Annotated in this window: 23 protein-coding genes and 1 tRNA gene; 5 read left to right on the top strand and 19 right to left on the bottom strand. The window is 59.7% G+C overall.

From position 1 onward, the window contains the following. Both uvrC and BLR69_RS01420 read left to right on the top strand, forming a co-directional pair. Positions 1 to 1824 carry an excinuclease ABC subunit UvrC gene (gene uvrC, locus BLR69_RS01415; RefSeq protein ID WP_058427131.1) on the top strand — a complete coding sequence of 608 codons (1824 nt, stop codon included), beginning with the start codon at positions 1 to 3 and terminating at the stop codon, positions 1822 to 1824. Between the two features lie 53 nt (positions 1825 to 1877). Continuing rightward, complete coding sequence (locus tag BLR69_RS01420; RefSeq protein WP_134434936.1) at positions 1878 to 2969, top strand: site-specific integrase; 1092 nt, start codon at positions 1878 to 1880, stop codon at positions 2967 to 2969. Here BLR69_RS01420 and BLR69_RS01425 read toward each other — a convergent pair. The 7 genes from BLR69_RS01425 to BLR69_RS01460 form a co-directional block, all read right to left on the bottom strand. Beyond that, positions 2873 to 3505 (bottom strand): tyrosine-type recombinase/integrase, encoded by a 633-nt coding sequence (locus BLR69_RS01425; RefSeq protein WP_232000942.1) that lies wholly within the window; start codon positions 3503 to 3505, stop codon positions 2873 to 2875. The genes BLR69_RS01420 and BLR69_RS01425 overlap by 97 nt on opposite strands. Positions 3506 to 3728: 223 nt before the next feature. Beyond that, positions 3729 to 3804 (bottom strand) — tRNA-Gly (locus tag BLR69_RS01430). 63 nt (positions 3805 to 3867) lie between these two features. Beyond that, positions 3868 to 4428: a CDP-diacylglycerol--glycerol-3-phosphate 3-phosphatidyltransferase gene (gene pgsA, locus BLR69_RS01435; RefSeq protein ID WP_071495058.1), complete on the bottom strand. Its 561-nt coding sequence runs from the start codon at positions 4426 to 4428 to the stop codon at positions 3868 to 3870. A 942-nt stretch (positions 4429 to 5370) separates the two neighbouring features. Further along, positions 5371 to 6393 (bottom strand): transketolase family protein, encoded by a 1023-nt coding sequence (locus BLR69_RS01445; protein ID WP_071495056.1) that lies wholly within the window; start codon positions 6391 to 6393, stop codon positions 5371 to 5373. Next, the gene (locus BLR69_RS01450; protein ID WP_071495055.1) at positions 6390 to 7238 is read right to left on the bottom strand and encodes a transketolase; all 849 of its coding nucleotides are present in this window, start codon (positions 7236 to 7238) and stop codon (positions 6390 to 6392) included. Before BLR69_RS01450 ends, BLR69_RS01445 begins: the two co-directional genes overlap by 4 nt. A 17-nt stretch (positions 7239 to 7255) precedes the next feature. Next, positions 7256 to 8557, bottom strand: a complete 1302-nt coding sequence (locus tag BLR69_RS01455; RefSeq protein WP_071495054.1) for an MFS transporter — start codon at positions 8555 to 8557, stop codon at positions 7256 to 7258. An 83-nt stretch (positions 8558 to 8640) separates the two neighbouring features. Continuing rightward, positions 8641 to 9390 carry an SDR family NAD(P)-dependent oxidoreductase gene (locus tag BLR69_RS01460; RefSeq protein WP_071495053.1) on the bottom strand — a complete coding sequence of 250 codons (750 nt, stop codon included), beginning with the start codon at positions 9388 to 9390 and terminating at the stop codon, positions 8641 to 8643. Positions 9391 to 9578: 188 nt separating this feature from the next. Here BLR69_RS01460 and BLR69_RS01465 point away from each other — a divergent pair, with 188 nt between their 5' ends. Next, positions 9579 to 10496: a LysR substrate-binding domain-containing protein gene (locus BLR69_RS01465; RefSeq protein WP_071495052.1), complete on the top strand. Its 918-nt coding sequence runs from the start codon at positions 9579 to 9581 to the stop codon at positions 10494 to 10496. Between the two features lie 221 nt (positions 10497 to 10717). Here BLR69_RS01465 and BLR69_RS01470 read toward each other — a convergent pair whose 3' ends face one another. The 11 genes from BLR69_RS01470 to BLR69_RS01520 all read right to left on the bottom strand — a co-directional run bounded on the left by BLR69_RS01470 (position 10718) and on the right by BLR69_RS01520 (position 22973). Beyond that, positions 10718 to 10888, bottom strand: a complete 171-nt coding sequence (locus BLR69_RS01470; RefSeq protein ID WP_317845851.1) for a histidine phosphatase family protein — start codon at positions 10886 to 10888, stop codon at positions 10718 to 10720. 381 nt (positions 10889 to 11269) lie between these two features. Further along, entirely contained in the window at positions 11270 to 11569 is a 300-nt protein-coding gene (locus BLR69_RS01475; protein ID WP_071495051.1) for a hypothetical protein, read from the bottom strand. 9 nt (positions 11570 to 11578) lie between these two features. After that, positions 11579 to 12202: a LysE family translocator gene (locus BLR69_RS01480; protein WP_071495050.1), complete on the bottom strand. Its 624-nt coding sequence runs from the start codon at positions 12200 to 12202 to the stop codon at positions 11579 to 11581. Between the two features lie 51 nt (positions 12203 to 12253). Further along, positions 12254 to 13558 (bottom strand): SidA/IucD/PvdA family monooxygenase, encoded by a 1305-nt coding sequence (locus tag BLR69_RS01485; protein ID WP_071495049.1) that lies wholly within the window; start codon positions 13556 to 13558, stop codon positions 12254 to 12256. Positions 13559 to 13568: 10 nt separating this feature from the next. Continuing rightward, the gene (locus tag BLR69_RS01490) at positions 13569 to 14036 is read right to left on the bottom strand and encodes a GNAT family N-acetyltransferase (RefSeq protein WP_071495048.1); all 468 of its coding nucleotides are present in this window, start codon (positions 14034 to 14036) and stop codon (positions 13569 to 13571) included. Further along, positions 14033 to 15286 (bottom strand): diaminobutyrate--2-oxoglutarate transaminase, encoded by a 1254-nt coding sequence (gene ectB, locus BLR69_RS01495; protein WP_197681380.1) that lies wholly within the window; start codon positions 15284 to 15286, stop codon positions 14033 to 14035. The genes BLR69_RS01490 and ectB overlap by 4 nt, the downstream gene beginning before the upstream one ends. Positions 15287 to 15797: 511 nt before the next feature. Next, the gene (locus tag BLR69_RS01500; protein ID WP_071495046.1) at positions 15798 to 17114 is read right to left on the bottom strand and encodes an amidohydrolase; all 1317 of its coding nucleotides are present in this window, start codon (positions 17112 to 17114) and stop codon (positions 15798 to 15800) included. A gap of 9 nt (positions 17115 to 17123) precedes the next feature. Then, entirely contained in the window at positions 17124 to 18308 is a 1185-nt protein-coding gene (locus tag BLR69_RS01505) for an acyl-CoA dehydrogenase family protein (protein WP_071495045.1), read from the bottom strand. A 19-nt stretch (positions 18309 to 18327) separates the two neighbouring features. Then, entirely contained in the window at positions 18328 to 19641 is a 1314-nt protein-coding gene (locus tag BLR69_RS01510; RefSeq protein ID WP_071495044.1) for an MFS transporter, read from the bottom strand. After that, complete coding sequence (locus BLR69_RS01515; protein ID WP_071495043.1) at positions 19641 to 22166, bottom strand: TonB-dependent receptor plug domain-containing protein; 2526 nt, start codon at positions 22164 to 22166, stop codon at positions 19641 to 19643. The genes BLR69_RS01510 and BLR69_RS01515 overlap by 1 nt, the downstream gene beginning before the upstream one ends. Positions 22167 to 22271: 105 nt before the next feature. Beyond that, positions 22272 to 22973 (bottom strand): enoyl-CoA hydratase/isomerase family protein, encoded by a 702-nt coding sequence (locus BLR69_RS01520; RefSeq protein ID WP_071495042.1) that lies wholly within the window; start codon positions 22971 to 22973, stop codon positions 22272 to 22274. A gap of 148 nt (positions 22974 to 23121) precedes the next feature. On the opposite strand from BLR69_RS01520, the gene BLR69_RS01525 reads away from it, so the two are divergent. Further along, on the top strand, positions 23122 to 24144 hold the full coding sequence (locus BLR69_RS01525; RefSeq protein WP_071495041.1) for an alcohol dehydrogenase catalytic domain-containing protein: 1023 nt from the start codon (positions 23122 to 23124) through the stop codon (positions 24142 to 24144). 2 nt (positions 24145 to 24146) lie between these two features. After that, the gene (locus BLR69_RS01530) at positions 24147 to 25625 is read left to right on the top strand and encodes a class I adenylate-forming enzyme family protein (protein WP_071495040.1); all 1479 of its coding nucleotides are present in this window, start codon (positions 24147 to 24149) and stop codon (positions 25623 to 25625) included. On the opposite strand, the gene BLR69_RS01535 is transcribed toward BLR69_RS01530, so the two are convergent. Then, positions 25622 to 26404: an IclR family transcriptional regulator gene (locus BLR69_RS01535; RefSeq protein WP_071495196.1), complete on the bottom strand. Its 783-nt coding sequence runs from the start codon at positions 26402 to 26404 to the stop codon at positions 25622 to 25624. The genes BLR69_RS01530 and BLR69_RS01535 overlap by 4 nt on opposite strands. Positions 26405 to 26424: the final 20 nt, after the last annotated feature.

The following is a 26424-nucleotide window of genomic DNA, read 5'->3' on the forward strand; positions in this document are numbered from 1 at the left end:
ATGAGCACACCGTTTGATCCCAGTGCCTTCCTCTCGACCTGCAGTGGCCGCCCTGGCGTGTACCGCATGTTCGACAGCGAGGCGCGCCTGCTGTATGTCGGCAAAGCCAAGAACCTGAAGAACCGCCTGGCGAGTTACTTTCGCAAGAGCGGTCTCGCACCGAAAACCGCCGCGCTGGTGGCGCGCATCGCCCAGGTCGAAACCACCATCACCGCCAATGAAACCGAAGCATTGCTGCTTGAGCAGACGCTGATCAAGGAATGGCGGCCCCCTTACAACATTCTGCTGCGCGATGATAAGTCCTACCCCTACGTGTTTTTATCCGACGGCAACTTCCCACGCCTGAGCATTCACCGCGGCGCGAAGAAGCAGAAGGGCAAGTATTTCGGGCCCTATCCCAGCGCCGGCGCGATCCGCGAAAGCCTGAGCCTGCTGCAAAAGACCTTTTTTGTGCGCCAGTGCGAAGACAGCTTCTACAAGAACCGCACCCGGCCGTGCCTGCAATACCAGATCAAGCGCTGCAAGGCGCCCTGCGTGGGGCTGGTGGAGCCGGCCGAGTACGCCGAGGATGTGCGCCACTCGGTGATGTTTCTTGAGGGGCGCAGCAATGCCCTCACCGACGAACTCTCCGGCGCCATGGAGCAGGCCGCCAGCACCCTGGACTTCGAAAAGGCCGCTGAACTGCGCGACCAGATCTCCCTGCTGCGCCGCGTGCAGGACCAGCAGAGCATGGAAGGCGGTACGGGTGACGTCGATGTGATCGCCGCTTTCGTCAACCCGGGCGGCGCCTGTGTGCACCTGATCAGCGTGCGTGGCGGGCGGGTACTGGGCAGCAAGAACTTCTTCCCGCAGACCGGTATCGACGAGGACGTGGCCGAGGTCATGGCGGCCTTCCTGGGCCAGTACTATGTGAGCAGCCCCGAGCGCGACCTGCCGTCGGAGCTGATCGTCAACGTGGTGCACGAAGACTTCCCCACGCTGATCGAGGCGATCCACGAACTGCGCGGCCGCGAGCTGGACATCAGCCACCGCGTACGCGGCACGCGAGCCCGTTGGCAGCAACTGGCCGTGACCAATGCCGAACAGGCCCTGGGCGCGCGCCTGGCCAATCGACAGCACGTCGCCGCACGCTTCGACGCCCTGGCCGAAGTCCTCAACCTGGACGAACCGCCGCAGCGCCTGGAGTGTTACGACATCAGCCACTCCAGCGGCGAGGCCACCGTGGCGTCCTGCGTGGTGTTCGGGCCGGAAGGGCCGATCAAAGCCGATTACCGTCGCTACAACATCGAAGGCGTCACCGCCGGCGATGACTATGCGGCCATGCACCAGGCCCTGACCCGACGTTTCAGCAAGTTGAAGGATGGCGAGGGCAAGCTGCCGGATATCCTCTTGGTAGACGGTGGCAAGGGCCAGCTGTCCATGGCCCGCGATGTACTCAACGAACTGGCGGTGCCCGACCTGATCCTGCTCGGCGTGGCCAAGGGCGCCACGCGCAAGGCCGGGTTCGAGACGTTGTACTTGAATGATGCTGCCCATGAGTTCACCTTGAAGGGCGACTCACCGGCGCTGCACCTGATCCAGCAGATCCGCGACGAAGCCCACCGTTTCGCCATTACCGGCCACCGCGCCCGTCGTGGCAAAACCCGACGAACCTCAACCCTGGAAGGGGTGGCGGGCGTCGGGCCGACACGGCGACGCGACTTGCTTAAACATTTTGGTGGCTTGCAGGAGCTATCCCGTGCCAGCATTGACGAAATAGCCAAAGCTCCCGGTATCAGTAAAAAGCTCGCTGAGTTGATTTATGCGAATCTGCACAGCGAATAGAATGCCTACTTAGTGTGGCAAGAGGTCAACCCAATGATTCCGGGGCTTTGACCATGATGACCACCGCCACGCACCCTCAAAGTGTTAGAACAATGTTAGAGCTTGCGCGTCCCTATCTGTATAGGCGCCAAGGTCGTTACACACTCAGGGTCCGTCCTTTAGGCTCCAAAGAGACCCTTTCGGTCTCCCTCAAGACAACCAACAGGCAATCCGCATTGGCTACCGCTGCACACCTTCTGGGAACCCTCAGAGCCTTCCACCTCGATACACCCGACGCTACCTGGCAAGACCTCAAAGAGAACCTCTTAGACATCGCCAAAGACATCCTCAAGACTCGCTCTGTGTGGGATCAGTTTGGCGACACTCGGTTGGTCTACCGGGACGTTCGTAAAGACCTCAACGAGATATCCAGTACGGAGCCACTGAGCATTGATCAGGCCCGAGCTGTGTCCTATGGCAAACGGATAACGACTGCCGGTGAAAGACGGGACGAGGGCGATATGGGGCCTATCCTGGCAATCATCGCTGAGTTAGGTGAGGGCGAAGGGAGGAATGATTGGAAACCGGAAATATCGGTTCCGAGTGTGGTTGAGACAGCACCAGCCAGCAAGACACTCACCTTCAAGACGCTCGCAGATACCTACTTGGAAGAACGCAAGGAGGACGTTAAGGCGTCGTCTATGCGCAGCATGAAGGCTTGTTGCGACATTCTCGTAGGGGTGCTGGGTGAGATGGACATGGCGACTCACTCAAGGGCAGACCTTGTGGGCGTCCGTGAGACATTGAAGGAAGGGCGTAAGCCCGTGACTGTTAACAAGATCGTTACTCAGATGACCACCATTCTAAATTGGGCAGTGGACAACGGTCATATCAAACAGGCTTTTGGTAAGAAGCTTCAGCTAACGAAGGGTGCTGAGAGCGGACGTATACCATTCTCTCAGGAACAGATAGCCACGTTGATAGATCACGCTAACTGCCTTCCTGCTGACGATTGGAAACGTTGGGCGTTGACCTTAGGGGTTATCAGCGGTGCGCGTATAGGTGAGATTCACCAATTGACTACCCCGGATATCTTAGAGATTGATGGAGTATTGGTGATGGAAGCGGGGTTGAGTTCCATGCGTTCAACTTTTACCAAGGCATAGCGAAACAGTTGGTTGAACCAGGTGCGGCATTTTTCAGCCATAGTGAAGGCTTTGCGCTGCTCGATGATGCTGAGGATCGCCAACAGATCGTGGCGGGTAATGCTTTTGATAGGGCGCTCAGCCAAGGTGGGCAAAATGTCTTTTTTGAAGACCCTGAGGATTTGCGAGAGGGTGGTTTGGCGCCCTTCCTTCAGGCTCGGGCGGCGGTAGGCGATCCAGTCGTTGTAGACCGCTTGAAAGGTATGCTTTTCTTGGGCCTCGACTTCACGCAGCTGTTGCTTACGGTGTTCACACGGGTTGATGTTTTGAGCCAGCAGCTTGCGCGCTTCATCGCGATATTCACGTGCTTGTTTCAGGCTGACCGCAGGATAGCAGCCGAAGGACATTTTGACTTGCTGACCCGCCCAGTAAAAACGGAACAGCCATCGTTTTTTGCCGTTGACAGGTACCATGAGGCACAGGCCGTCAAAATCGCCGAGGGTGTAGGTTTTATCTGTAGGTCTGGCGTGCCGAATGGCCATATCTGATAGAGGCATGGTGAGCTCCTGTAAGAGAGTCAGCACCCGATGCTCGTCTGGCGACCTGAGAGGATCCAGCAACAATACGAATTTGAGTCTTTCCGAAAAAAGTACTCAAAAAGGTACTTAAACGCACTGGATTACCCTGGTTTTCAGTGGTTTTCCGCAGAAACGAAAAAAAGACGCCGAAGCGTCTATTTCGCTGATCCCAGCGCCCAGTGGACATCTGTGGATCTATGTTTGGAGCGGGAAACGAGACTCGAACTCGCGACCCCGACCTTGGCAAGGTCGTGCTCTACCAACTGAGCTATTCCCGCGTCTTGGTGATGCGCATTCTATAGAATTATCAGAACCGGTCAACCCCTTGATTCGAAAATGTTTTATTTCTTTTCAACGGTGGTGCGCAGATGCGGCCAGGCAGCGCGCAGATACTGGAGCATGGACCACAAGGTCAGGCCGGCGGCGATGAGCAGCAAGGCGTAGCCGGTCAACACCCAGAAGGAGAAGTCCGACGGGTTGGCCAGCAGGATCACCAGCGCAAGCATCTGTGCGGCGGTTTTCCATTTGCCCATGTTGGAGACGGCGACGTGGGCGCGGGCGCCAATTTCGGCCATCCATTCGCGCAGTGCGGACACCACGATTTCGCGGCCGATGATCACGGCGGCCGGCAGGGTCAGCCACAGGTTGCCGTGTTCCTGCACCAGCAGGACCAGGGCGACGGCGACCATGAGTTTGTCGGCCACCGGGTCGAGGAACGCGCCGAACGGCGTGCTCTGTTCCAGGCGACGGGCCAGGTAGCCGTCGAGCCAGTCGGTGGCGGCCGCGAAGGCGAATACCGAACTGGAGGCCGCATAGCTCCATTGGTACGGCAAATAAAACAACAGGATGAAAATAGGAATAAGCAGGACGCGTAGAACGGTGATCAGATTAGGGATATTCATCGGCACAACTGGCTACGAGGTGGAAAGGCATTCTACTCGCTGTGTGGGCACAAGAGGCATGGCCCAGCCATAATACGAGCATGTTTGAACGAATGTCTAACGCTGTTCTAACCCAAGTCTAACGTTCAGGCCACACGGCGACAGACCGTAACGATACCAGAAAGGAGCGGCCTACAGAGGCGCCCATGTGCGCGATAAGGACCCCAGGCGAGGCCCCATGGGGGGGAACTGCGGGCTGACCCCTATTGAGGTGGTCATTCAGATTTTTCTGTCAGATTCTCAAAGCCACTCACTGACCACATTAAAGTGATATCACCAATTTACGAGTGCAGAATCCAACAGCTCATGGATACTCAAGGCGTCGGAGCGGGCTCTACAAGGACCTCTTAGATCCTCGCGGCCCACCTGCCAATTAGGTGATTTACCTTTTGATATCCGGGAGAGTTGAAATGAGTAAATTTCTGAAATCAATGGTCTGTGTGGTTGTGTTAATGGGGTCTCTTATGGGGGCTCAGACAGCCTCAGCGGATCCCGCCCCTTGTGAACAGGGGCGCTTACTTAACATTGGGCTACTGAACGGCTTGGTTGATATTTCAATAGGCGCAGCTTATTGCGGCATTCGCATTTACTCACAATAATCCAGCTAACGATATCCAAGGGCGCTTTCCCGTAAGGCGCCCCTCTATCTCTCTCCAAGCGGTTTCTTTAAGACCCCTACGAGAATCCCGCTAAGATCACCCGTCACAGCCACCAAGTAGAACACAGACGACATCCCCAAAGGTTTCGACGAGTGGACCACCTTGAACAACTCCGAGAGACACAAGGAGTAAAGCAAGAAATCGGTATGCAATATGTACTGATTGATGTTGAACAGCCATGTGCCTGCCTCAACGGGAAGTCCTCCTGCCAAGGGGCTGACTCCAGCCCCTTGCAAGTTAAATCCTATAACCAACCCTTAATCTGTGCGCACACAGCCTGGGTAGAAATACCGTAGCGATCGTGCAGCGTCGGAAGCGCGCCAGCATCGAGAAACGCGTCCGGCAGCGCTATTTGCCTGAACGTCGGCGTGACCCCATTGCGCAACAGTACGGTTGCCACCGCTTCGCCCAGTCCACCAATGATGGAGTGGTTTTCTGCCGTCACTACCAGCCGTCCCGGCTTTCTGGCCTCAGCCAGGATAGTCTGTTCATCCAAAGGCTTGATGGTGGGGACGTGAAGCACAGCAACATCCACACCGTCAGCCTGAAGCTCCTTGGCAGCTTCCAGGGCGCGCATTGTCATCAAACCGGTGGAAATGATTAAAACCTCATTGCCCGTGCGCAGGGTTTTAGCTTTGCCTATCTCGAATTTATAGCCATATTCGTCAAGCACTAGCGGTACGTTGCCACGCAGCAAACGCATGTAGACCGGACCTTGATGCGCGGCAATGGCAGGAACCGCCTGTTCGATTTCCAGGGCGTCGCAGGGGTCGACGATCATCAGGTTCGGCATGGCGCGGAAGATCGCCAAATCATCGGTTGCCTGGTGGCTGGGGCCGTATCCGGTGGTCAAGCCTGGCAGGCCGCAGACGATTTTGACGTTGAGGTTTTCCTCGGCAATTGCCATGCAGATGAAGTCATAGGCGCGGCGCGAAGCAAACACTGCATAGGTGGTCGCGAAGGGCACAAAGCCTTCCCGCGCCATGCCGGCTGCGGCGCTCATCAATAGCTGCTCAGCCATGCCCATCTGGTAGAAACGCTCCGGGTGCGCCTTGGCAAAGATGTGCAGGTCAGTGTACTTGGACAAGTCAGCGGATAAACCCACGATGTCTTGGCGCTGGTCGGCGAGTGCAGCCAATGCGTGGCCAAAGGGCGCGGATCGGGTGGCTTGGCCTTCAGCGGCAATCGACGCAATCATCGCGGAGGTGGTCAGCTTTTTCTTCACGACCGTGGGCGCCTGAGCCGATGGGTTGTTTGCAGTGCTCATAGTGTTTTGCCTTCTTCGAGGTTGTTCAGGGCCACATCCCATTCATGCTCATCCACGCGGATGAAGTGGGTCTTTTCGCGGGTTTCCAGGAACGGCACGCCTTTGCCCATCTTGGTATCGCAAATGATGACGCGTGGTTGTGCGGCGGGGTGGCTGCGGGCTGCGTCAAACGCCTTGACCAGAGCGTCAAGGTCGTTGCCGTCGACCCGCTGGGTGAACCAGCCAAAGGCTTGCCAGCGGTCAACAACGGGTTCAAATGCCAGCACCTCGCTGGAGTGTCCGTCGGCTTGCTGATTGTTGACGTCGACGATGGCGATCAGGTTGTCGAGTTTCCAGTGCGAAGCTGACATGACCGCTTCCCAGGTGGAGCCCTCATTCAGCTCGCCATCCGAGAGCAGGTTGTAAACGAAAGACTCGGATTGTTTGCGCTTCAAACCCAGGCAGGCGCCCACCGCGATGCCCAGTCCCTGGCCCAGCGAGCCACCGGTGATTTCCATGCCAGGGGTGTACGCAGCCATGCCGGACATGGGTAGGCGGCTGTCATCCGAGCCGTAGGTTTCAAGCTCATCCAGTGGGATGATTTCAGCCTCGATCAGTGCGGCATACAGCGCGATCGCGTAGTGACCGATGGACAGGTAAAAACGATCACGCTGTTCCCATTCGGGGTCTTCGGGCTTGTAGTTCAAGGCATGAAAGTACGATACGGCCAGCAAGTCGGCCGCGCCCAGCGCCTGGCCGACATAGCCTTGGCCCTGGACTTGGCCCATGCGCAAGGCATGGCGGCGAATGTTATGGGCGCGCTGCACCAGCGTGGTGGACGACGCACGAGATAATGTGACAGTCATGGAAATTCTCCGTTAACTCAACGATTGACCGAAGCGGCAGGAATACGCAGCACCAAACAGGCACCGATGCACAGCACACCGGTAATTAGGTACATGCCGATGGCGCTCGAACCGGTCGTGGTGGTGATCCAGCCAATCAGGTAGGGCGAGCAGAACCCCGCAAGATTGGCAAAGCTGTTGATGCCGGCGATCCCCGCAGCGGCGGAGACACCCCCGAGCAGGGTGGTAGGCAGCATCCAGAACAGTGAAGACGCCGACAGCACGCCTGCTGCTGCCAGGCACAGGCTTAACACCGACAGCATCAGGTTGCCGCCGAACAGCGCGGCCAGCGTGAGGCCCAACGCGCCAGCAATCATTGGCCCGACCAGGTGCCAGCGGCGCTCCTGATGCTTGTCGCCGCTGCGCCCCATCAGCAGCATCGCGACGATGGCGCACAGGTAGGGGAGGCTGGTGAGCAAGCCGATGTGCATCGGGTCGGCAACCCCTGCGTTACGGATGAGCGTCGGCAACCAAAAGGTGATCGCGTACTGGCCCATGACCACGCAAAAGTAGATGCAAGCGAGCATCCACAGGCGGCGGTCGCGCAGGAATGCCCCGACCGATGCGTGGGTGACTTTGCGGCTGTTGTCCTCGGCCAACTCTTTGCTGACCAGCGCCTTTTCTTCCTCAGTGAGCCAGGTCGCCTGGTGCACGCCATCCTTGAGGTAAGCCAGCACCATCAGGCCAACGATGACCGTGGGGATGGCTTCAATCACGAACATCCACTGCCAGCCCGCCCAGCCATGAACGCCTGCGAACGCGGTCATGATGTAGCCTGAGAGCGGTCCGCCGATCATTCCGGACAATGGGATGGCGATGAACCACAGCACGGTCATCTTGGCGCGGCGGTAGGAGGGGAACCAGTAAGTCAGGTAAAGCAGCAAACCCGGCGCCAGACCTGCTTCGGCGATACCCAGCAGAAAGCGCAGCGTATAGAACTGCCACGCTGTTTCTACAAAAGCGAAGAGGGCGGAAATAATGCCCCACGAAATCATGATGCGCGCGATCCAGCGCCGCGCACCGACCTTGTGGAGGATGAGGTTGCTCGGCACCTCGCAGAGGAAATAGCCCAGGAAGAACACGCCCGCGCCAAGCCCGTAAACGGTCTCGCTCAGGGACAGGTCATTCATCATCTGCAGCTTGGCGAACCCGACGTTTACCCGGTCCAGGTAAGCGCACAGGTAGCACAACATCAAAAATGGCATCAATCGCCAGGCAGTTTTGCGGTAAGCGCTTGAGCGCACTGTGGACACAGCGTCGAGCGTCATGGTGGTCATCATGAGGGTCTGATCTCTTGTTTTTATAGACCGCCGGGCTTAAAGCCCGACGTATCATCGATCCAGAACTTAATGGGCAGCGCTCGTCAGTGGATCAACATGCCACCGTTTACATCCAGTGTGACGCCGGTGAGGTAAGAGGACAGGTCACTGGCGAGAAACAGCGCCGCATTCGCAACATCCTGCGCGGCGCCCAGCCGGCCCAGCGGGATGCCTTCGATGATCGCGTGGCGGCGGTCATCCTGCATCAAGCCGCCGGTGATGTCGGTATGAATCAAACCTGGCGCTATGGAGTTGACGCGAATGTTATCGGCGCCAAATTCGCGCGCCATGGCCTTGCCCAGCCCAAGCACCCCGGCTTTCGCCGCACTGTAGTGTGGGCCGCCGAAGATGCCGCCGCCGCGCTGGGCCGATACGGATGACATGCAGACGATGCTGCCTGTGGCCTGGGTGCGCATCAGCGGAATAACCGCCTGCGACATCAACAGCGTGCCGCGCAGGCTAACGTCCAGGACCTTGTCGTAATCGCCCGGGCGTATGTCGAGGGTCTTGATCGGTTGCGTAATGCCGGCGTTGTTGATGAGGATGTCGATACGGCCGTAGTGCGCGACTACCTTGGCAACAGCGGCTTTGACTTGGGTTTCGTCGGCGACGTTGGCAGCCAGGCCCAGATGGCCTTCGCCGAGGGCAGATGCGGCGTCGCGTGCGGCGGATTCGTCGAGATCCAGGATCACAACGCGGGCGCCGTGTTTGGCGAAGGTAACAGCGGTTGCGCGACCGATACCACGCTCGGACGCAGCACCCGTGATAATCGCGACTTTACCTTGAAGAAGCATGAGGGTTCCCTCTGATTGTTTTTATGATTCGATTCAGCGATCGATGACTCAGAGTGGTCTGCGTCGAGAGGCCGAGCAATAACGCAAACGTCACTGCTACATGAATAAAATTCAGCACTCGTCAATCCACAGCGCAAATGCTTGAATGGGGCTGCCCGTTCAACACCAAAACAATAGGCTGAATACTGATGCGCCAGGACGACACGCCTTCATCCCACCTGCCACCGCTGAGAGCAATTCAAGCCTTCGAGCAAACCGCGCGGTTTGGCAACCTGGCCAGAGCGGCCGAAGTGCTCGACCTGACCCCCTCAGCGATCAGCCATCAATTGGCCAAACTGGAGGTCATGATCGGTCGACAGTTGTTTGTGCGCGCGGCACGCGGGGTGACACTGACGCCGGTCGGCGAGCAGTATTTGAAAGACATTTCCGGCTTGTTGCAGAGCCTGGAGGTCGCCACCGAACGGGCCGCGAGTGACGTCAGCCTGGATTGCCTGCGGCTGCATTCTGCCCCCAGCTTTGGCTTGCTCTGGCTGATGCCTCGGTTGGAGTCATTTCGCATGACTAATCCGGACATTCAGATCAATTTGTCATGCTCCTACGAGTCGCTGCACTTCAGCCAAGACAAGATCGATGTGGATATTCGTCATGGCCGGCCTAACTGGCCCAGCTACGAAGTGCGCACCGTGCGAAACGAAAGTTTCGCCGTGCTGGCCTCGCCCAAGCTGATCGCGTGCTGCGCGGTAAAAAACGCAGCAGATCTCCTGGCGCAAGAGCTGATCCTTTCCGAAGCAACCTTGCTCAGGTGGCCTGAGTGGTTCGCCCAGCATGGCCTGGCGCGCCCCGAAAAACCCTACGCCTTGAGTTTTGACCGATCCTACATGAGCCTCGAAGCAGCGAGCCACGGCTTGGGGTTCGCCCTTGAAAGCACACTGCTGGCGCAAAAGTACCTCGCCAACGGTTCGCTGGTTGAAGTCGCCCCCGAAGCGTTGAGCTCTGCGGTCGCCGCCCACCATTTGGTGTTCCCCAAGGCTCACTCCAGTTTCCCCAGGGTCAGGCGGTTCTTGGGTTGGATGGAAGTGGAGTTAGGGCATAGTTTCGTGTTTTAGCCCAAAGTTTTATCCCACCGTCAGTGCTCGCGCGAGTTTGGCCACCGGTTTGTGCCCAGTCGCATGCTCGCATCAGTGGGGTGTCCAGTTCATCCAGGCTGACTTGCCGCACGATCTGCTACAACACTGTGAACACTGAATTATTGGAGAGAGTGTTAGGCATATTTGATTAGATCTCATCATAGTTAGCCAACGCTCTTGCCTCAGCTTGAGTCAAACCCTCAAAAACCCCGACATCCCGTTCTCGGAAACACGCCATTATCTCGACTGAGAGCTTCAGCCTGCTGCCGCCCCAGCTCGATCAGCCCTGGATCAAGCGAACCGAGGTAGCGCTGTTCGGCATTGGCCCAGGTTTCCCCGTGCCGTATGAGGTATAAATACATGAGATCCATCTCAGCGTTAAACGTGGGAACTGTATCAACTCCAAACCGCTTGGGGCTGTTTTGACGAGTCTGGTACGGAGCGCTTAAAACTGAACAGCAAGCTCTACTCAATGCCTGTTAAATACGCTTGCCCAGCAGCCAGTACCGTCGCTGCCCGACGACGCTCGGTGAACGAACTGGTTTTATCTTTCGTCCTTGATAGCCACTAGGCAGGTGTGGAAACCTCGTTTTACGTACACGTTTTATCCTGAAAATTGGCCGCTTTAGCGTTTGGACCAGCCGCCCGGGAATCAGCAGTTTGGCGACATCCCGCTATGCTGGACTTAGTCCTACCGGAAGGACCGGCGATTCCGGCTTTTCGCTGACCTGGGGCTTTTTCGTGGACCGGTATCAACACGCCCATCTGAAATCGTGAAAAGCCATCGCCTCCGGTGGCGCTGCCACTAAAGCTTCAATCCGGCGCCTTGTCGCTTGTAACGAGGCTGCGTAGCTTACCCCCATGCCCAAAGCATCGATGATGGGGAAGATATCTTCAAGGCCGCAGTCGAGGATCAAGGTGGCTTCGCAATTGCTCGACAAGTTCGGTATTGGACAGTTCAGTGGTAAGCGATCGCGGGGTAGATCGATCAGCAGCCAACTGCGGTATTTGAAGCGCGCGCTCACGTCCTTGAGCAGATCGTTCCATTCCATGACACGGCCTCATCGACTGGCAATCAACACGGGAATCGCGTTGTTGAGGGAGAACGCCACCAGAAATACAGCCAATCCCACATCGATCTGGCGGGTGTATTTGAGAAACAGCGCCTTGATCGGGCCTTGGCCGAAGAGCAGCGAGACCAGGGAGTACCAGATGACTTCCAAGGTAGAGCACAACATCACCACCAGTACCTTTTCGAGGTCGGTACGTGGCGAAGAAAGAAAGCCGGCGTAGATGCTGATCATGAAGGCGATGGTTTTCATGTTGCTGATGTTAGTGATGACCCCCACGCGATACGCCTTGGCGAAGCTGGTGACGCCAGGTGTGGTGCTTTCTGCAGTACCGGTGTTTTTTGCCAGCACGCTTTTGATGATGCTGTAGGCGATGTACAGCAGGTACGCTGAACCACACAGGGTGGCGACCTTGGAAAAGGCCGGGTACTCATGCAGCAATGCCGCCAGGCCCAGCAAGGAAATGGTCGAGAAGAATACGCCTACGGTGCAGATCCCCAAGGTTGCACCAAGGCCGGTAGTGACCGACCCTAATGAAGAGAACCGGCTGACGATGATGAAATTCGGCCCGGGACTTATCACCGCCAGTATGTAAATCAATGCTGCTGTAAACATGTGACCTCCTTGTGTGAAGCAGCAGCCCGCGGGGCTGCTACCGGGGCTGATTCAGGCCAATGCGTGCGCCGGAGCCTCGACCTGCGCCAACTGTGCCTCCAGGGCCGAGAGAATGTGTTCCACCCGCAACGAAATCAGGCTGAATGAACCGGCGTCCCCCAGGCCATGGGAGCTTTCGCATAGACCGTTGAGGAACACCGTGGGCAGATCATCCAAAGAGGTCAGGCTGTAATCGCGATTCACCACGAGCGCGCCGTGCGCATCGGCGCGAAACCGACGGTGATAAGGCGCCAGTAACGGCGGATACAACTCGCCATTTTCCTTGGCGGCAATGTCCTTGAACCCGGTGGCAAGCACCAGTGCATCCAGCTCAAGGGTCGAGTGCGTGAGTTGATTGACCTCCTTGAGCGCCAACTGCACATGCCCTGAGGCATTAACCTGCGCCTGCTCGATGGCAATATTGTTGAGGATGTGGATGCGCTGCTTACCCTGCAACTTTTCCTCATGGATGCGCATGTACAGCGCATTGATCACATCTTCATCAGCCGAGCTGTAGTTGGTGCCTCGCAATTGCTTATCCACCCGCGCCTTGGCCTCTGGCGGCAGGTTGAAGTAGTAGTCGATGAACTCCGGGAAATACACCTTGTCGCTGAACGGGCTGGTGTCCTTGAGTCGGAAACTGAAGCTGCGGTGCAGCGAGTAGATTTCCTTGTCCGGAAACCTGGCGGTCAGGTCGAGCACAATCTCCACGGCGCTTTGGCTGGAGCCGACTACACCGATGCGCTGCACGTTCGATGGCAACCTATTGATGCGTTCAAGGTAGTGATTAAGGTGGAACACCTGCGGGCCGGACAGGCCGTCGAAAACCGCCGGGATATTCGCCGTGCGCCCGGTACCCAATACCAGGCTGCGCCCGTAAATGACCCGCTGATTGTTATAGGTGACCTTCCATACATGCTCGCCCTGTGATAGCAACGGCTCGACACGTTGGGCGAACGCCGAGGATTCGACACTGCCGAGAAAATGCCCGGCAACCCATTTGATGTATTGCGCATACTCGCGCCGTAGCGGGTATGTCAGCGGTAGGTTGAGGTAGTCGAACAGGCGGCCAGTTTCTTTCAGGTAATTGACGAAGCCATAGCGGCTGCGCGGGTTGCGCGGCGTGACCAGGTCCCGCAACGGGTTGTTCTGGATGTCCGAGCCGCTGAGCAGCATTTCATCCTGCCAGTCCGGCGTTGGCTTGGCGTCCAGAAAGCGATAGGTCAGCGCAGAAGCTGACTCTTCCAATCCTATAGCCAGCGCCAGGTTTGAGGGACCGAAACCAATACCCACGATATCGAAAACAGTGTCTGACATGGGAAAGCTCCTATCCCTGGATTGGCTTCAATGGAAGATGGTAATAATGGTACGCGGTGTTTTCGATAAACCCGAAGCGCGTGTATAAGTTGCGTGCCTTAGGGTTGTCGTCCGCGCCTTCAATAAATAACTGTTTGGCCCCGGTTGTCTGGGCGAACGCTTTTGCAGCATTCAATAACGCTAGGCCCACCCCCGTACTGCGTTTGGAGGCTTCGACATATAAGTCATTTAGTATCCACAGACGCTCCAGTGTGACACTTGAAAAGCTGGGGAAGAGTTGCGTAAACCCAATGACTTCATTGTTAACTTGCGCCACGATGATTATTGACTCGCCCAGAAAGAAGCGCTGTTGAATAAATGCCAGGGAGCGGGCCAAGTCGGGTGCTTCGCCATAGAACTCGCGGTATTTGTCCAGCAACGGCGCGATGGCCGCGGCGTCGTCTAGGGACGCGTGCCGGGTGATGATCGGATCGCTCATGGCGCGGTCACCTCGGTAAAGGCTTGCTTGAGTATGTGCAAGCCTTGGGTGATCTGCACGGGAGTGATCGTTAACGCCGGGAGGAACTTGAGTACCTGATTGTCGATGCCGGAGGTTTCAATGATGAGCCCGCCAGCATAGGCCTGCGCTGCAATTTTTTGCGCTAGGGCCGAGTCGTCAAACTCTATGCCCCTGAAGAACCCCCTCCCTTTGAGACGGTTAGGTGCCTTGGCGGCAAAGCCTAGGGATAACTCCTGCAACCCCTGATGCAACTGTTCTGCCTTGTCCCTGAGCACCTGGGTAAAACCCGCGTTGCTCCAGTAGTGATCGATCACCGCCTTGCCCGTGACGAATGCCAGGTTGTTGCCGCGAAATGTGCCGTTGTGCTCTCCCGGCTCCCAGACATCCAGATGGGGAGCCAACAAGACGAGGGACATGGGCAAGCCATAACCGCTGATCGATTTGGATAAGGTCACGATATCCGGGGTGACACCCAGTGCTTCGAAGCTGAAGAACTCGCCGGTGCGACCACAGCCGGCCTGGATATCGTCAATGATCAGCAGAACGTCATGCTCATGGGCGATGGCTTGCACGGCTCGTACCCAGGCGGCGGAAGCGCTGTTAACGCCGCCTTCGCCCTGCACCGTCTCTAGTACGATAGCCGCCGGTTTGTCGACCCCGCTGCCGCTGCGCAGCATGTTGGCCAGGTACAACGAGGTGTCCACACCGTCGCCGAAGTACCGGTCATAGGGCATGAACGTCACGTTGTTCAAACTGACGCCGGCCCCTGCGCGTTTACGCGGGTTGCTGGTCAGGGCGAGGCTGCCCAGGGACATGCCATGGAACGCGTTTGTGAACGCCACGACATTCTGGCGCCCGGTGTACTTGCGGGCCAGTTTGATGGCGGCCTCCACCGCGTTGGTGCCAGTGGGCCCGGGAAACTGCACTTTGTAGTGCAGGTTACGCGGTGCCAGGATCTGCTCTTCGAACGTTGTGAGGAAGGCTTTCTTGGCAGTGGTCTTGAAATCCAAGCCATGGGTGATGCCATTGTTACCGATGTAATCGAGCAGTGCTGCCTTCAAGACCGGGTTGTTATGCCCGTAGTTCAAGGCTCCTGCGCCACTAAAAAAATCGATGAATACCTGGCCTTGCTCACTGGTCAAGGTTGAGCCTTCGGCGGTATGGAAGGTGGCGGTGAAGTCCCGGCAGTAAGAGCGAACGTTAGATTCTTTAAGCTCGAATATATCCAGGGGTTGTGGCGCCGTAGGCGCAATTTTTGAAAACGAGTAATTCAGCGTAGCCGTCATGTCAGGTACCGTTTATCAATCCATGTCAATGGACTTACAACAGATATAGCGATTTCCCAGTGGCCATGTAGCGAATGCTGAGAAGACTTTAATCCCTTGAAGTCCGCGTGCAACTTTCATCCCGTGAAACATGACCCGCTCTGTTGGCCAGCAGGAACAATGACGTCTTTCGCTAATTAAACTAGCAGCAATTTAGGAATGAACCACTAATTATAAATTCATATGCTTATGACCCATTTTTGGATGGTCGCGATGATAGGCATGCCTGCCACCGCCGACACCTTAGGTCAATGAGGCGGATATGCCCTCACGAATATAAATACCCTGTCGGCGCCTGTCGCAGAGGGTGCAAATCGGTACAGTCACTGCGCTGCTGTCGCTTTCGCTTGAGCAGCGAGGTGCCGAGTCGGTAGAGGTCGGCGTGGTTTTGAAGTGGGGTTGATCCGTTTTTTCACTAGGACCGAGGAGCGTCAATCATGTAGCTCAACGTCATCCGACTCAGCGCCCGGATCCCCACCGCCAGGCTCGGGTCATCCACCTGGAAGCCCGGCGAATGGGTAGGCCATACGTTTTTGCCCTCCAGCGCAGGCGGTGTCACGCCCATACGCATGAAAATCCCTGGAACCTGGCGGGCGTATTCGGCGAAGTCATCGGCACCGTAAGTGCCATTGTCGATCCGCACCGGTGTGGTCGACACCTGTTGCAGCACCGGCATCAACTGGTCAACCAATGCAGTGTTGTTGTAGCCGGCGCGGTAATTGCCCGGCAGGTAGTCCACCTTGGCGGTGGCCCCCGAGGCTTCGGCGATGTGCCCGGCGGTGCGGGTCATGCGCTGCAACACGTCCTCACGCTGTTCATCGCTGACGGTGCGAATCGAACCTTCCAGGCGCACTTCGGCGGGGATGATGTTGTGGCGGTCACCGGCTTCGATACGGCCCACCGAAATTACCGGCGCCGGCAACAGGCTGAGGTTGGATTGGCGACTGGGAATGGTCTGCCAGGCCAGGATTACCTGGGCGGCGACGGGCACAGGGTCGATGCCGGTCCACGGGAAGGCCGCATGGGTCTGGCGGCCGATGATGCGCGCGACAAAGGTGTCGGCTGCCGCCGTGGTGCGTTGCCGGCTGAGCGTGAAAGTCCCCGCCGTCCCCGCAGTTACGTGGATGCCGAAGATCACCGCCGGCGCGGGATTTTGCAGCGCGCCGTCCTTGATCATCAATTGCGCGCCGCCTTGTTCGCCGAGCGGCGGCCCTTCTTCGGCCGGTTGGAAGATCAGCTTGAGGGTGCCCGGCAACTGGTCGCGATGGGCCGCCAACACCTCGGCAACCCCTAGCGCCATCGCCATATGCGCATCGTGACCGCAAGCATGCATCACCCCGACGTCCTTGCCACGGCTGCGAAAGTCAGCGCCTTCATCTTTGCTGCGCACTGTCGACGCGAACGGAAGGCCGGTTGCCTCGGTGAGCGGCAGCGCGTCCAGTTCGGCGCGAATTGCGACCACCGGGCCAGGTTTGCCACCACGCAAAATGCCAATGACACCGGTATGCGCGATGCCGGTCTGCACCTCCAGCCCCAGTTCCCGTAGGCGTTGGGCGATGCGCTCGGCGGTGTGGAACTCGCGATTGCCCAGTTCGGGTTGTTGGTGAATCGCGTGGCGCAGCTCTATCACGCCGGGCAATGCCTGGCTGATCTGCGCGTCCAGCTCGTCCCAAGGCTCGGCGGCCGACACGGAGCCGGACAGAAGCAGCAGGGAAATCGGTAGCTTCAACATATCCAGGGCTCAATAAGTAAACGCAATCGGCGGTGCTTTCGCGTTCAGCAAATAATCGCCAATCGCCTTGTACTTGTAGGCCAGGGCGTCATGGGTGGTGTGGGTGCGCGCATTGCGCCAGTGGCGGTCGAAGTTGTAGCGCGACTGGGTGGTGGCGGCGCCGCCGACTTCATACAGGCGCTCGCACACGAAGAGCGCGGCGCGGGTTGAGGCGATCTTGGATTCGGCCACGGCAATCGAGGACTTGACCAAAATAGCTTCCAATTCCTCACCCTGCGCCAACCCCTGCAACTGTGTGCGCGCGGCCAAGTCGACCGCCCCGGCGGCTTTCTCCACCAGCGCCTCGGCGCCATGGATGCGCGCGGCCAGATCACCGAGGGTGTGCAGGATGTACGGGTCGTGGCGCGCCTGGTCCACGCCACTTTCGCGCACCGGCCGCGAGCCAGTGCGCGCCCACGCTACCGCGTCATCCAAGGCCGCCAGGCCGATGCCGACATCCAGGGCACAGTGGATCAACTGGGCACTGGCGCCGACATAGTTGCGGCGTTGATACCACTGCGCCAGCGGGATCACTTGCTCGGGGCGCACCGGCACATTTTCCAGCAGGGTGCTGCCGCTGGCGGTGACGCGCTGGCCCATGCCGTCCCAGTCATCCAGCAGCGTAATGCCCGCAGCGTCGGCGGGCAGCATCACGTAGACCGCGTTGCCGGCTTCGTCCACCGCCTGGATTTTCAGCAGGTCGGCAAACAGGCAACCGGTGCTGTAGAACTTGCTGCCATTGAGCACCAGTTGATCGCCGCGACGCTCCAGGCGTGTGTGGATTTCACCACGAAAGGTGCCGCTGCGTTCGGCAATCGCGCCAGATGACAACTGGCGCTCGGCAAAGGCACCGAGGTACTCGCGCTGCTGTTCGGGGTTGGCGATCAGGCGCAGGTGCTCGACCGTGGCGAAATGCGGAAACAACGCCTGGGCCACACTCGGATCGGCCTTGGCCAGGGTGATGAAAATCTGTGCCACCTGCAGTTGGCTGACATCGCCGCCGCCCAGCTCAGTGGGTACCCGGGCGGCGCCCAGGCCGGATTCGCGGATCAGGTCGAGCTGCGCGTAAGGCAGGATTCTGCCGGCGTCGCGGTCGGCGGCACCGGGTTGGATCTGCGCGGCGAGTTGGTGGGCGAGGGCAAGGTAATCAGTCATGGAAAGTCCATCAAAGAGGTCAGGATGCGTCGCGCAGAGCGCTGCGCGGGACGCCGAGCAACAGGGTCAAGGTGCCGCAGGCCACCAGCGCCGCCACGATATAAAGCGCCAGGCTGATGCTGCCGGTGGAGGTCTTGATCGCGCCGATCATGATCGGCGTGAGCAGGCTGCTGATCTGCCCGCAGCAATTGACCAGCGCCAAGCCCGCGGCCTTGGCGTGGTCCGACAGGTAGTACGTGGGGATGGTCCAGAAAATCGCCGTGGCCACCAGGTAGCCGCTGGTCATCAGCGTCAGTACGGCGATTGCCGAGTACGGGCTGAACAGAAAGTTGGGCAGCACCAGCATTGCCAGCGCCGCAGTGAGGCCGCCCAGCGCGAAGTGCCAGCGCCGCTCCTGATTCACATCCGAATGGCGGCACGCCCACAGCATCACGCACACGCCGACCACATAGGGCAAAGCCGAGAGCAAGCCCAGTTGCCCAAGGTTGCTCACGCCCGAATCGCGAATGATCGACGGTGCCCAGATATTGGTGACGTTGCCGGTGCACATGATGGTCAGGCAGTAGGCCAGGGTGATAAACCACACCTTGCGGTCCTTCAATGCCTCGACGAAACGCGTATGCCCGCCGGGTTTGCGCTGTAGCCGTTCACGCGCCAGGGCTTGCTCGATGGCGTGTTTTTCATCGTCGCTCAGCCACTTGGCCGAGGCCGGTTTGTCGTCCAGCCAGTACCAGGCGAACAAACCCGCGAGCACCGGCGGAATGCCGGTGATCACGAACAGCCATTGCCAGCCGGTAAAGCCGCCGACACCGGCGAAGTGCGCCATGATGCTGGTCGACAGCGGCCCGCCGATGATCCCGCACACCGCGATGGCCATGATGAAACGCGAGGTGATGCGCGCGCGGTGGCTGGCCGGGAACCAGTAGGTGAGGTACAGGATCACCCCTGGGAAGAATCCGGCTTCGGCGGCGCCCAGCAACACCCGCAGCACATAGAACTGCGCCGGGGTCTGGGCAAACGCGGTGGCGATGGTCACCAGCCCCCACAGCACCATGATGCGCATCATGGTTTTTTTCGCGCCGATCTTTTCCAGCAGCAGGTTGCTCGGGATCTCGAACAGCAGGTAACCGATGGAGAACACCCCGACGATGATGCCGAACGTGGCGTCGCTGATGTTCAGGTCGGTCTTGAACTGCAAATGCGCAAAGCTGATGTTGACCCGGTCCAGCCAATTGAGCACGAAGCACAGGAACAGGAACGGCATGATCCGCCACGCCAGTTTGCGATACAGGCGTTGGTCGAAGGTCGCCTGCGGGCGTTCGAAGTTCGTCATCACCAGCTCACGTCGACTTTAGCGAAGTAGTAGGCGCCTTCCAGGCCATAGGGCGAGTACCAGCTGTAGGTGGGGTTGTCGGTGGGGAAGAAGTAGAAGCGCTTGGCCTCATCATTCAGTTGCTGCGGGCGCCGGTCGAAGATGTTCTCGCCGCCGACGGTGACTTTCACCGCGTCGCTCAACCAGTAACCCACGCTCAGGTCGGTGATGAATGCCGGGCGAATTTTTTCATCGCGACTGGCCGAAATCTGGTTACGCCCGGTGACCTTGGAATAGCGGGTTTCCTTGAGATTCACCTCAAAATCCCCCAGTTGCCAGGCGGCATTCAGCGACGTGGTGTTTTTCGGGTAGGCCGAGGTCAGGTTGCCCTGGCGGTCACGGCCCATCACGCTGACACCGGTGCCGGCCAGTGCTGCGGGCTCCTTGATCTTCTCGATGGTTTGCAGGCTCTGATTGCTGAGCAAGGTCCATTTGGTCTTGCCGTAGCGGCCCAGGTCATAGCGGTAGTCGGCCACCAGGTCGATGCCACGGGTGCGGGTATCGGCCAGGTTGCCGAAGTACGAGACGATCTGGTTCGGGTTCAGGCCCTGGGCGGCCAGCACGTTGGAGACCGCCGTGCCTTGCAGGTTACTGGTCTGCAGGATGCGATCCTTGATGTCGATCTGGTACAGGTCGACCGTAATGTCCAGGTTCTCGGTCGGTGTGGCGACAAAGCCGAGGCTGTAGTTCATCGAGCGTTCAGGCTTGAGCTCCTTGGCGCCCAGGGCCTGGCCGGCAGCGTCGTTGACGGTGACATAGCGCGTGGTGGCCTGCTCGAGTTGCCCGGTGAGCGGGCTGGTGCGCCAGGCGGTCAGCGACGACGAATAGAACTGCTGTTGCAGGGACGGCGCGCGAAAGCCGTTGCTCACGGTGCCGCGCACGGCGAATTGCGGGGTGAACGCGTAACGCGTGGAGAACTTGCCACTGCCGGTGTCGCCGAAATCACTGTAGTGCTCGAAACGACCGGCCAGGCTCACGTCCCATTGGTCGGTCAGGCTTTGGCTGAAGTCGACGTAGCCTGCGGTGTTGGTGCGTGAGTAGTTGTGCGCGTCGGCCGGAGTGAAGCCCACCAGCCCAGGCGCGCCGGGGTTGGGGCGTTGGCCGGCGAGTGGGCTGCCGGCTGGGAACACGTAGCCGCCATCGGCATAGGAGGCGTATTCGCCCGCCTGGATCTCGAACCCATCGCGGCGGAACTCAAGGCCGGTCGACACGTTCAGGGGCTTTGCAAACAGCCCGGTATCGAACGAACGGGTCAGGTCGAGGTTATTGGTCCATTGGCTGGCGATCAGGTTGCCGCCGTCCATATCCTGAGGGCTGTTTGGTCCCAGGGACGGGTTCAGCGAACGTTCGTTGCGGGTGTTGGCGTTGTTGTAGCCGTAGCTGGTGCTCAGGTCCCAAGCCCAGCCCAGCAGGTCGTCGTTGCGCACGCCGAACACGCTTTGGAAGTCGTCTTCTTCCACCACGAAACGGGGTGAGAAACCGTCCGGGTACACCGAGACAATGTTCTGCGGCGAGTTGGCGGTGCGGTAGGTGCCCCAACTGGTGGAGTTGCGGTGGCTGAGGGTGGAGAACGAGTACAGCGTGTAGTCCTCGTTCAGCGGCAGTTCGGCGTTGTAGCCGAAGTTGTAGGTTTGTGAGCGAGGCTGGCCGAGTTGCTGGCGGTAGCGGCTTTCGCTGGTCTCGCGCGGGTCGGGCTGGCCGTTCTGGCGGAAATAGATGCTGGTGCGGTCCGGCACGGCGCCGGCCACGTTGGAGCTTTCCTGGAGGCCGATGTCGGCGCTGAGGCTGAAAAAGCCGTCATTGGGCAGCTCGAAGCCTTGGTTGATCTGGCCCTGGCCCCGCGCACCGAAATTGCCCTTGCCGCCCACACGGTTGGCGTACTGCCCATAGAGGGCGCTGCCGCTGCCGCCGGAGCGGTTGGTCTTGAGGATGATGTTGATCACCCCGGCAATCGCGTCCGAACCGTATTGCGCCGCCGCGCCGTCGCGCAGCACTTCCACGTGGTCCACCGCGGCGATGGGAATCAGGTCGAGGTCGGCAGGCGACTGGCCGCTTGAGGTGGCGGCGGTCTGCACGAAGATCAGCGACGTATTGTGGCGGCGTTTGCCGTTGACCAGCACCAGCACATGGTTGCCACCCAGGCCTCGCAAGGTCGCGGACTTGACCGACAACCCGGTGCCGCCGGTAAACCCTGCGGCATTGGTATAGGACGGCACGCTGGCGGCCAGCGCGTCGCGCAGGTTCTGTTTACCTGAACGGGCGAGGTCGTCCGCGCTGATCACATCAATCGGCGCCAGGCTCTTGGCCACGGTGCGACCGCTGTCCCTGGCACCGGTGACCACCACGGTTTGCAGGGCGGTGTCACTGGCCGCCGACGGACGTGACGGATTCTCTTCAGCGTGGGCTGCCGGTTGGGCGCACAGCCCGAGGATGCCGGCGGTCAGCAGGCTGAACCTGGGACGAAAGCGAGTGTATGGGCGAGACATGGTGAGGCTCCAATGGTTAGGTGCCGCTTTCCATTCCTGGTGGTGGGAGTTCCTGACAGTACTGGGGAGGCTTATGTGTTGGCTGTTTCTAGTTATGGGTTGAGGTCAACGCCCCAGCATCACGTCCTGGCGGGCCTGGTCGACCAGTGCCATCTGCCGCAGGAGACGAGCCTTGCGTTCGGCCAGCAGCAAAGTCTTGGTCCACGCCACCGCCTTGCCGGAATGGCTGGCCAGGCGTGCGGCCAGTTCCAGCGCACTGGCGTAGGCGTCGTCCACCACCTGGTTGACCAGGCCGATGGCCAGCGCCTCTTGGGCGTCGAATTTGCGCGCGCTGAGCATGATGTCCAGGGCCGCTGCTTCGCCGATCAGGCTGGGCAGGGTGATCGCACTGAAGCCGGACAACATGCCGTGCTGCACTTCGGGGAAGTGAAAGCGCGTGTCGTGCCGCGCAATACGGAAATCGCAATGAATCGCCAGGCTGATGCCCAGGCCCAGGGTGTGGCCGTGCAACGCGGCAATCACCGGCTTGCTCAAATCGTTGCCGACACCGGGCAGGGCACGGGCCAGGACTTCGCTGCTGACGGTCTCGCCGGTGGCCTCGATCTCCTTGAGGTCGGAACCGGCGCAAAACGCCCGCTCACCGGCGCCGCGCAGCACGATGGCGCGCACGGCGGTGTCTTGCTGCGCGCGTTGCCACACCTCGGCCAGCGCGTGCTTGGCCTGGCTGTCCATTGCGTTGAGGCGCTCCTGGCGGTTGAGGGTGACCACCAGGATTCCTTCGCCAATGTTTTGATACTCGACTGTCATGGGGTGCTTTTTATCCGGTGTGAAAGAAAGACGCGATTGCCCCTTGAGGTCAGCGCCAAAGTGAGGAAAACTTAAAGGATGTGCACAATGCAAACAATATGTTTGTTATATGAACATATTCTTATCGGGTCAAAAACGGTTATATAAAATGAAAGCCATAGTTCTAAAAGCCTTCGGCGGGCCGGAGCAATTGCAGGTCGAGGAGGTGCCGACCCCACAGGCTGGCGCGGGTGAAGTGTTGGTTAAAGTCGCCGCTGCCGGGGTTTGCCATCACGATCTGCTACATCGTGCCGGGCGCTTGCCGGGGGCTCATACGGGTGTGGTGCTGGGCCATGAAGTGGCGGGGGAAGTGGTTGAGGTCGGCGCCGGCGTGCATCACCTAACGGTTGGCGCCAGGGTCGTGGTTTATCAACGTCGTTTTTGTGGCCAGTGCCGTGACTGCCTGCGCGGGCGCCAGGATTTGTGCCGCGCCCTCGGCTTGCCTTCGGTGGACACCGAAGGCGCCTACGCCGAATACCTGCGAGTACCGGCGATTTCCGCCATCGAACTGCCCGACGGGCTCGACTTTATCCAGGCCGCGTTGGCGTCCTGTCCCATCGGCACCAGCGTTCGCGCACTGCACGGCGAGGCGGCGCTCAAGCCCGGCGAAAGTGTGTTGATCAATGGCGCCAGCGGCGGCCTGGGCGCGCACCAGATCCAACTGGCCAAAGCCTTCGGCGCACGGGTCATCGCCGTGACCGGCAGTGCAGATAAGCGCGAGGTTCTCCACCGCCTGGGTGCCGACGACGTCATCGTCAGCAGCGGCAGGTACAGCGCCGAGGTGTGGAAACTCACGGGCAAACGCGGTGTGGACGTGGCCATGGAAAACCTTGGCAGCACCCTCGAAGACACCCTGCGCAGCATGGCCCTCGGTGGTCGCGTGGTGGTATTGGGTAACGTCGCGCCCGCCAGCGTGCCGGTCAACCCCGGCCTGTTGATTGGCCGTCGCCTACGGGTGCAAGGCTCGGGCAGTGCCACATTGGAAGAGGTACGCCTGGCGTTGGCACTCATCAAGGGCGGGCAGGTCAAGCCGTTGATTGACCGTGTGCTGCCGTTTCACCAAGTGGCCGAGGCCCACGCGCTGCTGGAATCGCGTCAGGTCAATGGGCGCATTGTGTTGAGCGGGTGGTAAGCATGGACATCAGTACGCTGCTCAGCCAGGCAGCCTTTAAATGGCCAGACCACATCGCACTGCACGAACCGGCCAGTGCTCGCACCCTCACGTTTGACGAATTTGACCGCGCCCTCAGCGGCGTCGCACAAGCGTTGGATCGGTTGCAAATCCCGGTGGGTGCGCGGGTGGCCTTACTGGCCGACGCCAGCCTCGACTACCTGCTGGCCGACTATGGCTGCATGGCCAGCGGCCGTGTGCGCGTGCCGTTGGACCCGGCCCTGGCGCTTGACGAATTGCTTGCTCAGCTACAGGACGCGGGCGCTGCCTTGCTGCTGTTTTCCGAGCAGTACGTCGGTGTGGCGCAAGGCTTGGGCATCCGTTGCCTGCCGCTGCAAGCCGTGACCGACTCCAAGCCCGTCGACATCCTTCCACGCCCGGCGCAATCACCCCAGGCGCTGGCCTCGCTCAACTACACCGGCGGCACCACCGGCACGCCCAAGGCCGTGATGCACCGGCATGCCAGCCTGTGTGCGGTGTTGCAAAACATCGTCATGGGGCGGGGTGCCGTGGTTGGCGATGTACTACTCAACGTCCGCCCGCTATGGCCGATTGCAGCGGTGGCGGTGCTGGCCCATGTGCTCAGCGGTGGCCGAGTGGTGTTGGGCGGGCGCTTCGACGGCAAGGCCTTCATCGCTCAGCTCACTGAGTACCGGGTGGCGTTCAGTTCCCTGGTGCCGACGCAATTACTGCGCCTGTTGCGTGAAACCGGCACTGCAGAGGCCGATCTTCCGGTGTTCAAGAGCCTCGATGTCGGCGCTGCCGCGTTGACCGGCGAAGTGCTGGAAGGCTCATGCAGTTTGTTCAGTGAACGCATCGGCGTGCTTTACGGCATGACCGAAGCGCCCTGGAGTTGCTACCTCTCGCCCGCGCAAATGGCGGCGGTGCGCGCGGCCGGCGACAGTGGCGAAGGCGTGGTGGGCCGACCGTTGTTCAGCGCCGCGATCCGTATCGATCAACCGGACGCAAACGGTGTGGGCGAGATTCTGCTCGGCGGCCCGCAATTGATGAGCGGCTACTGGCAGCTGGAAGCACTCAGCGCCAAGACCCTGGACAACGGCTGGCTGCGCAGCGGTGACCTCGGGCGCATTGGCGCCGATGGGTTGCTGCGTGTGCTGGGGCGTTGCAAGGACATCATCCGCAGCGGTGGCAAGTCCGTGCAGCCCGGTGAAGTCGAACAGAACCTGCTGAGCCATCCCGGCGTGCAGGACGCCCACGTGTTTGGCCTGGAGGACCTGGAATGGGGCGAGCAAGTGTGCGCAGCCGTGGTATTGGAGGGTTCCCAAGACCTGTCGGCGCAGCAGTTGATGGACCACTGCCGCGCCGGCTTGTCGCGCTACAAGGTGCCGCGCCGCGTCTACTTCATCGACGAACTACCGCGCTCCCACTACGGCAAGGTGCAGAAAAACCGCCTGCTCGCCGCACTGGGCCTCAAGCCCTAAAGGTTGCCCAACTGCGCCGCGATACCTTCACAGGCGCGGCGCACATGGCTGGCCAGGGACGAGCCGGGGTGGGTTTCGTCTTCCATTTCCAGGCCGGCGACCACCACCGCACCAATCGCTTGCCCGGCTTCCACGCGAATCGGAAACGCCACTGAAGACAGGCCCGGCTTGAACTCGCCGTGTCCGAAGGCGAAGTCCTGCTGGCTGCGAATCTGTTCCAGTGCCGGCAGGGCTTTGGCGTAACGCGCTTCGCCGAGGATTGCCTGCGCGGCCGCCTCGCTGTAGGTGGCGAGTACCGCCCGCCCGCTGGGGCTGCCGTCGATGGGGAATTGGTCGGCAAGGTCGACAATCACGTTGAGCGGCGTGGTCGGTGTCCACATCCGCTCGATCAACACCACTTGGTCACCCACCGGCACCGACAACGACACAATCGCCTGGCGTTCGCCGATCACCCGTTGCAGTTCAATCGCATAGGGCAGGGCGATCTTGCGCAGGTTCAGGCGGTTCAGGTACGCCGCCGAATAGATCAGGCACTCCGGCCCGATCCGGTAGGTGCCGGCCTGGGATTCGATCAGGCTCCAGTGGGTGAGGGTCTTGAGCAAACGGTGGATGGTGGTGCGGTCGATACCGGTCAGTCGCGCCAGGTCCAGCGCGCTGGCGCCATGTTTGAGGCCCGACAAGGTGCGCAACAGTACGATCGAACGGTCGATGACCTGAACGCGCCCACCGGCGTTTTCCTTACTGCTGGTGGGCGGGGGAGGAGTCGAAGAAATATCCATGGTGGCAGCGGCTTCCGAAA

It is taken from the genome of Pseudomonas azotoformans (genome assembly GCF_900103345.1).
GTDB classification, from domain to species: domain Bacteria; phylum Pseudomonadota; class Gammaproteobacteria; order Pseudomonadales; family Pseudomonadaceae; genus Aquipseudomonas; species Aquipseudomonas azotoformans.

Bases quoted from the DNA above. Each gene is read 5' to 3' on its own strand.
- BLR69_RS01485 (WP_071495049.1), bottom strand. From the start codon at position 13,558: ATGTCAGACACTGTTTTCGATATCGTGGGTATTGGTTTCGGTCCCTCA.
- BLR69_RS01510 (WP_071495044.1), bottom strand. From the start codon at position 19,641: ATGACGAACTTCGAACGCCCGCAGGCGACCTTCGACCAACGCCTGTAT.
- BLR69_RS01450 (WP_071495055.1), bottom strand. From the start codon at position 7,238: ATGACTGTCACATTATCTCGTGCGTCGTCCACCACGCTGGTGCAGCGC.
- BLR69_RS01530 (WP_071495040.1), top strand. From the start codon at position 24,147: ATGGACATCAGTACGCTGCTCAGCCAGGCAGCCTTTAAATGGCCAGAC.
- pgsA (WP_071495058.1), bottom strand. From the start codon at position 4,428: ATGAATATCCCTAATCTGATCACCGTTCTACGCGTCCTGCTTATTCCT.
- BLR69_RS01465 (WP_071495052.1), top strand. From the start codon at position 9,579: ATGCGCCAGGACGACACGCCTTCATCCCACCTGCCACCGCTGAGAGCA.
- BLR69_RS01535 (WP_071495196.1), bottom strand. From the start codon at position 26,404: ATGGATATTTCTTCGACTCCTCCCCCGCCCACCAGCAGTAAGGAAAAC.
- BLR69_RS01420 (WP_134434936.1), top strand. From the start codon at position 1,878: ATGATGACCACCGCCACGCACCCTCAAAGTGTTAGAACAATGTTAGAG.
- BLR69_RS01490 (WP_071495048.1), bottom strand. From the start codon at position 14,036: ATGAGCGATCCGATCATCACCCGGCACGCGTCCCTAGACGACGCCGCG.
- BLR69_RS01425 (WP_232000942.1), bottom strand. From the start codon at position 3,505: ATGCCTCTATCAGATATGGCCATTCGGCACGCCAGACCTACAGATAAA.
- BLR69_RS01515 (WP_071495043.1), bottom strand. From the start codon at position 22,166: ATGTCTCGCCCATACACTCGCTTTCGTCCCAGGTTCAGCCTGCTGACC.
- BLR69_RS01500 (WP_071495046.1), bottom strand. From the start codon at position 17,114: ATGTTGAAGCTACCGATTTCCCTGCTGCTTCTGTCCGGCTCCGTGTCG.
- BLR69_RS01470 (WP_317845851.1), bottom strand. From the start codon at position 10,888: ATGGATCTCATGTATTTATACCTCATACGGCACGGGGAAACCTGGGCC.
- BLR69_RS01455 (WP_071495054.1), bottom strand. From the start codon at position 8,557: ATGATGACCACCATGACGCTCGACGCTGTGTCCACAGTGCGCTCAAGC.
- BLR69_RS01445 (WP_071495056.1), bottom strand. From the start codon at position 6,393: ATGAGCACTGCAAACAACCCATCGGCTCAGGCGCCCACGGTCGTGAAG.
- uvrC (WP_058427131.1), top strand. From the start codon at position 1: ATGAGCACACCGTTTGATCCCAGTGCCTTCCTCTCGACCTGCAGTGGC.
- BLR69_RS01460 (WP_071495053.1), bottom strand. From the start codon at position 9,390: ATGCTTCTTCAAGGTAAAGTCGCGATTATCACGGGTGCTGCGTCCGAG.
- BLR69_RS01480 (WP_071495050.1), bottom strand. From the start codon at position 12,202: ATGTTTACAGCAGCATTGATTTACATACTGGCGGTGATAAGTCCCGGG.
- BLR69_RS01505 (WP_071495045.1), bottom strand. From the start codon at position 18,308: ATGACTGATTACCTTGCCCTCGCCCACCAACTCGCCGCGCAGATCCAA.
- BLR69_RS01525 (WP_071495041.1), top strand. From the start codon at position 23,122: ATGAAAGCCATAGTTCTAAAAGCCTTCGGCGGGCCGGAGCAATTGCAG.
- BLR69_RS01520 (WP_071495042.1), bottom strand. From the start codon at position 22,973: ATGACAGTCGAGTATCAAAACATTGGCGAAGGAATCCTGGTGGTCACC.
- BLR69_RS01475 (WP_071495051.1), bottom strand. From the start codon at position 11,569: ATGGAATGGAACGATCTGCTCAAGGACGTGAGCGCGCGCTTCAAATAC.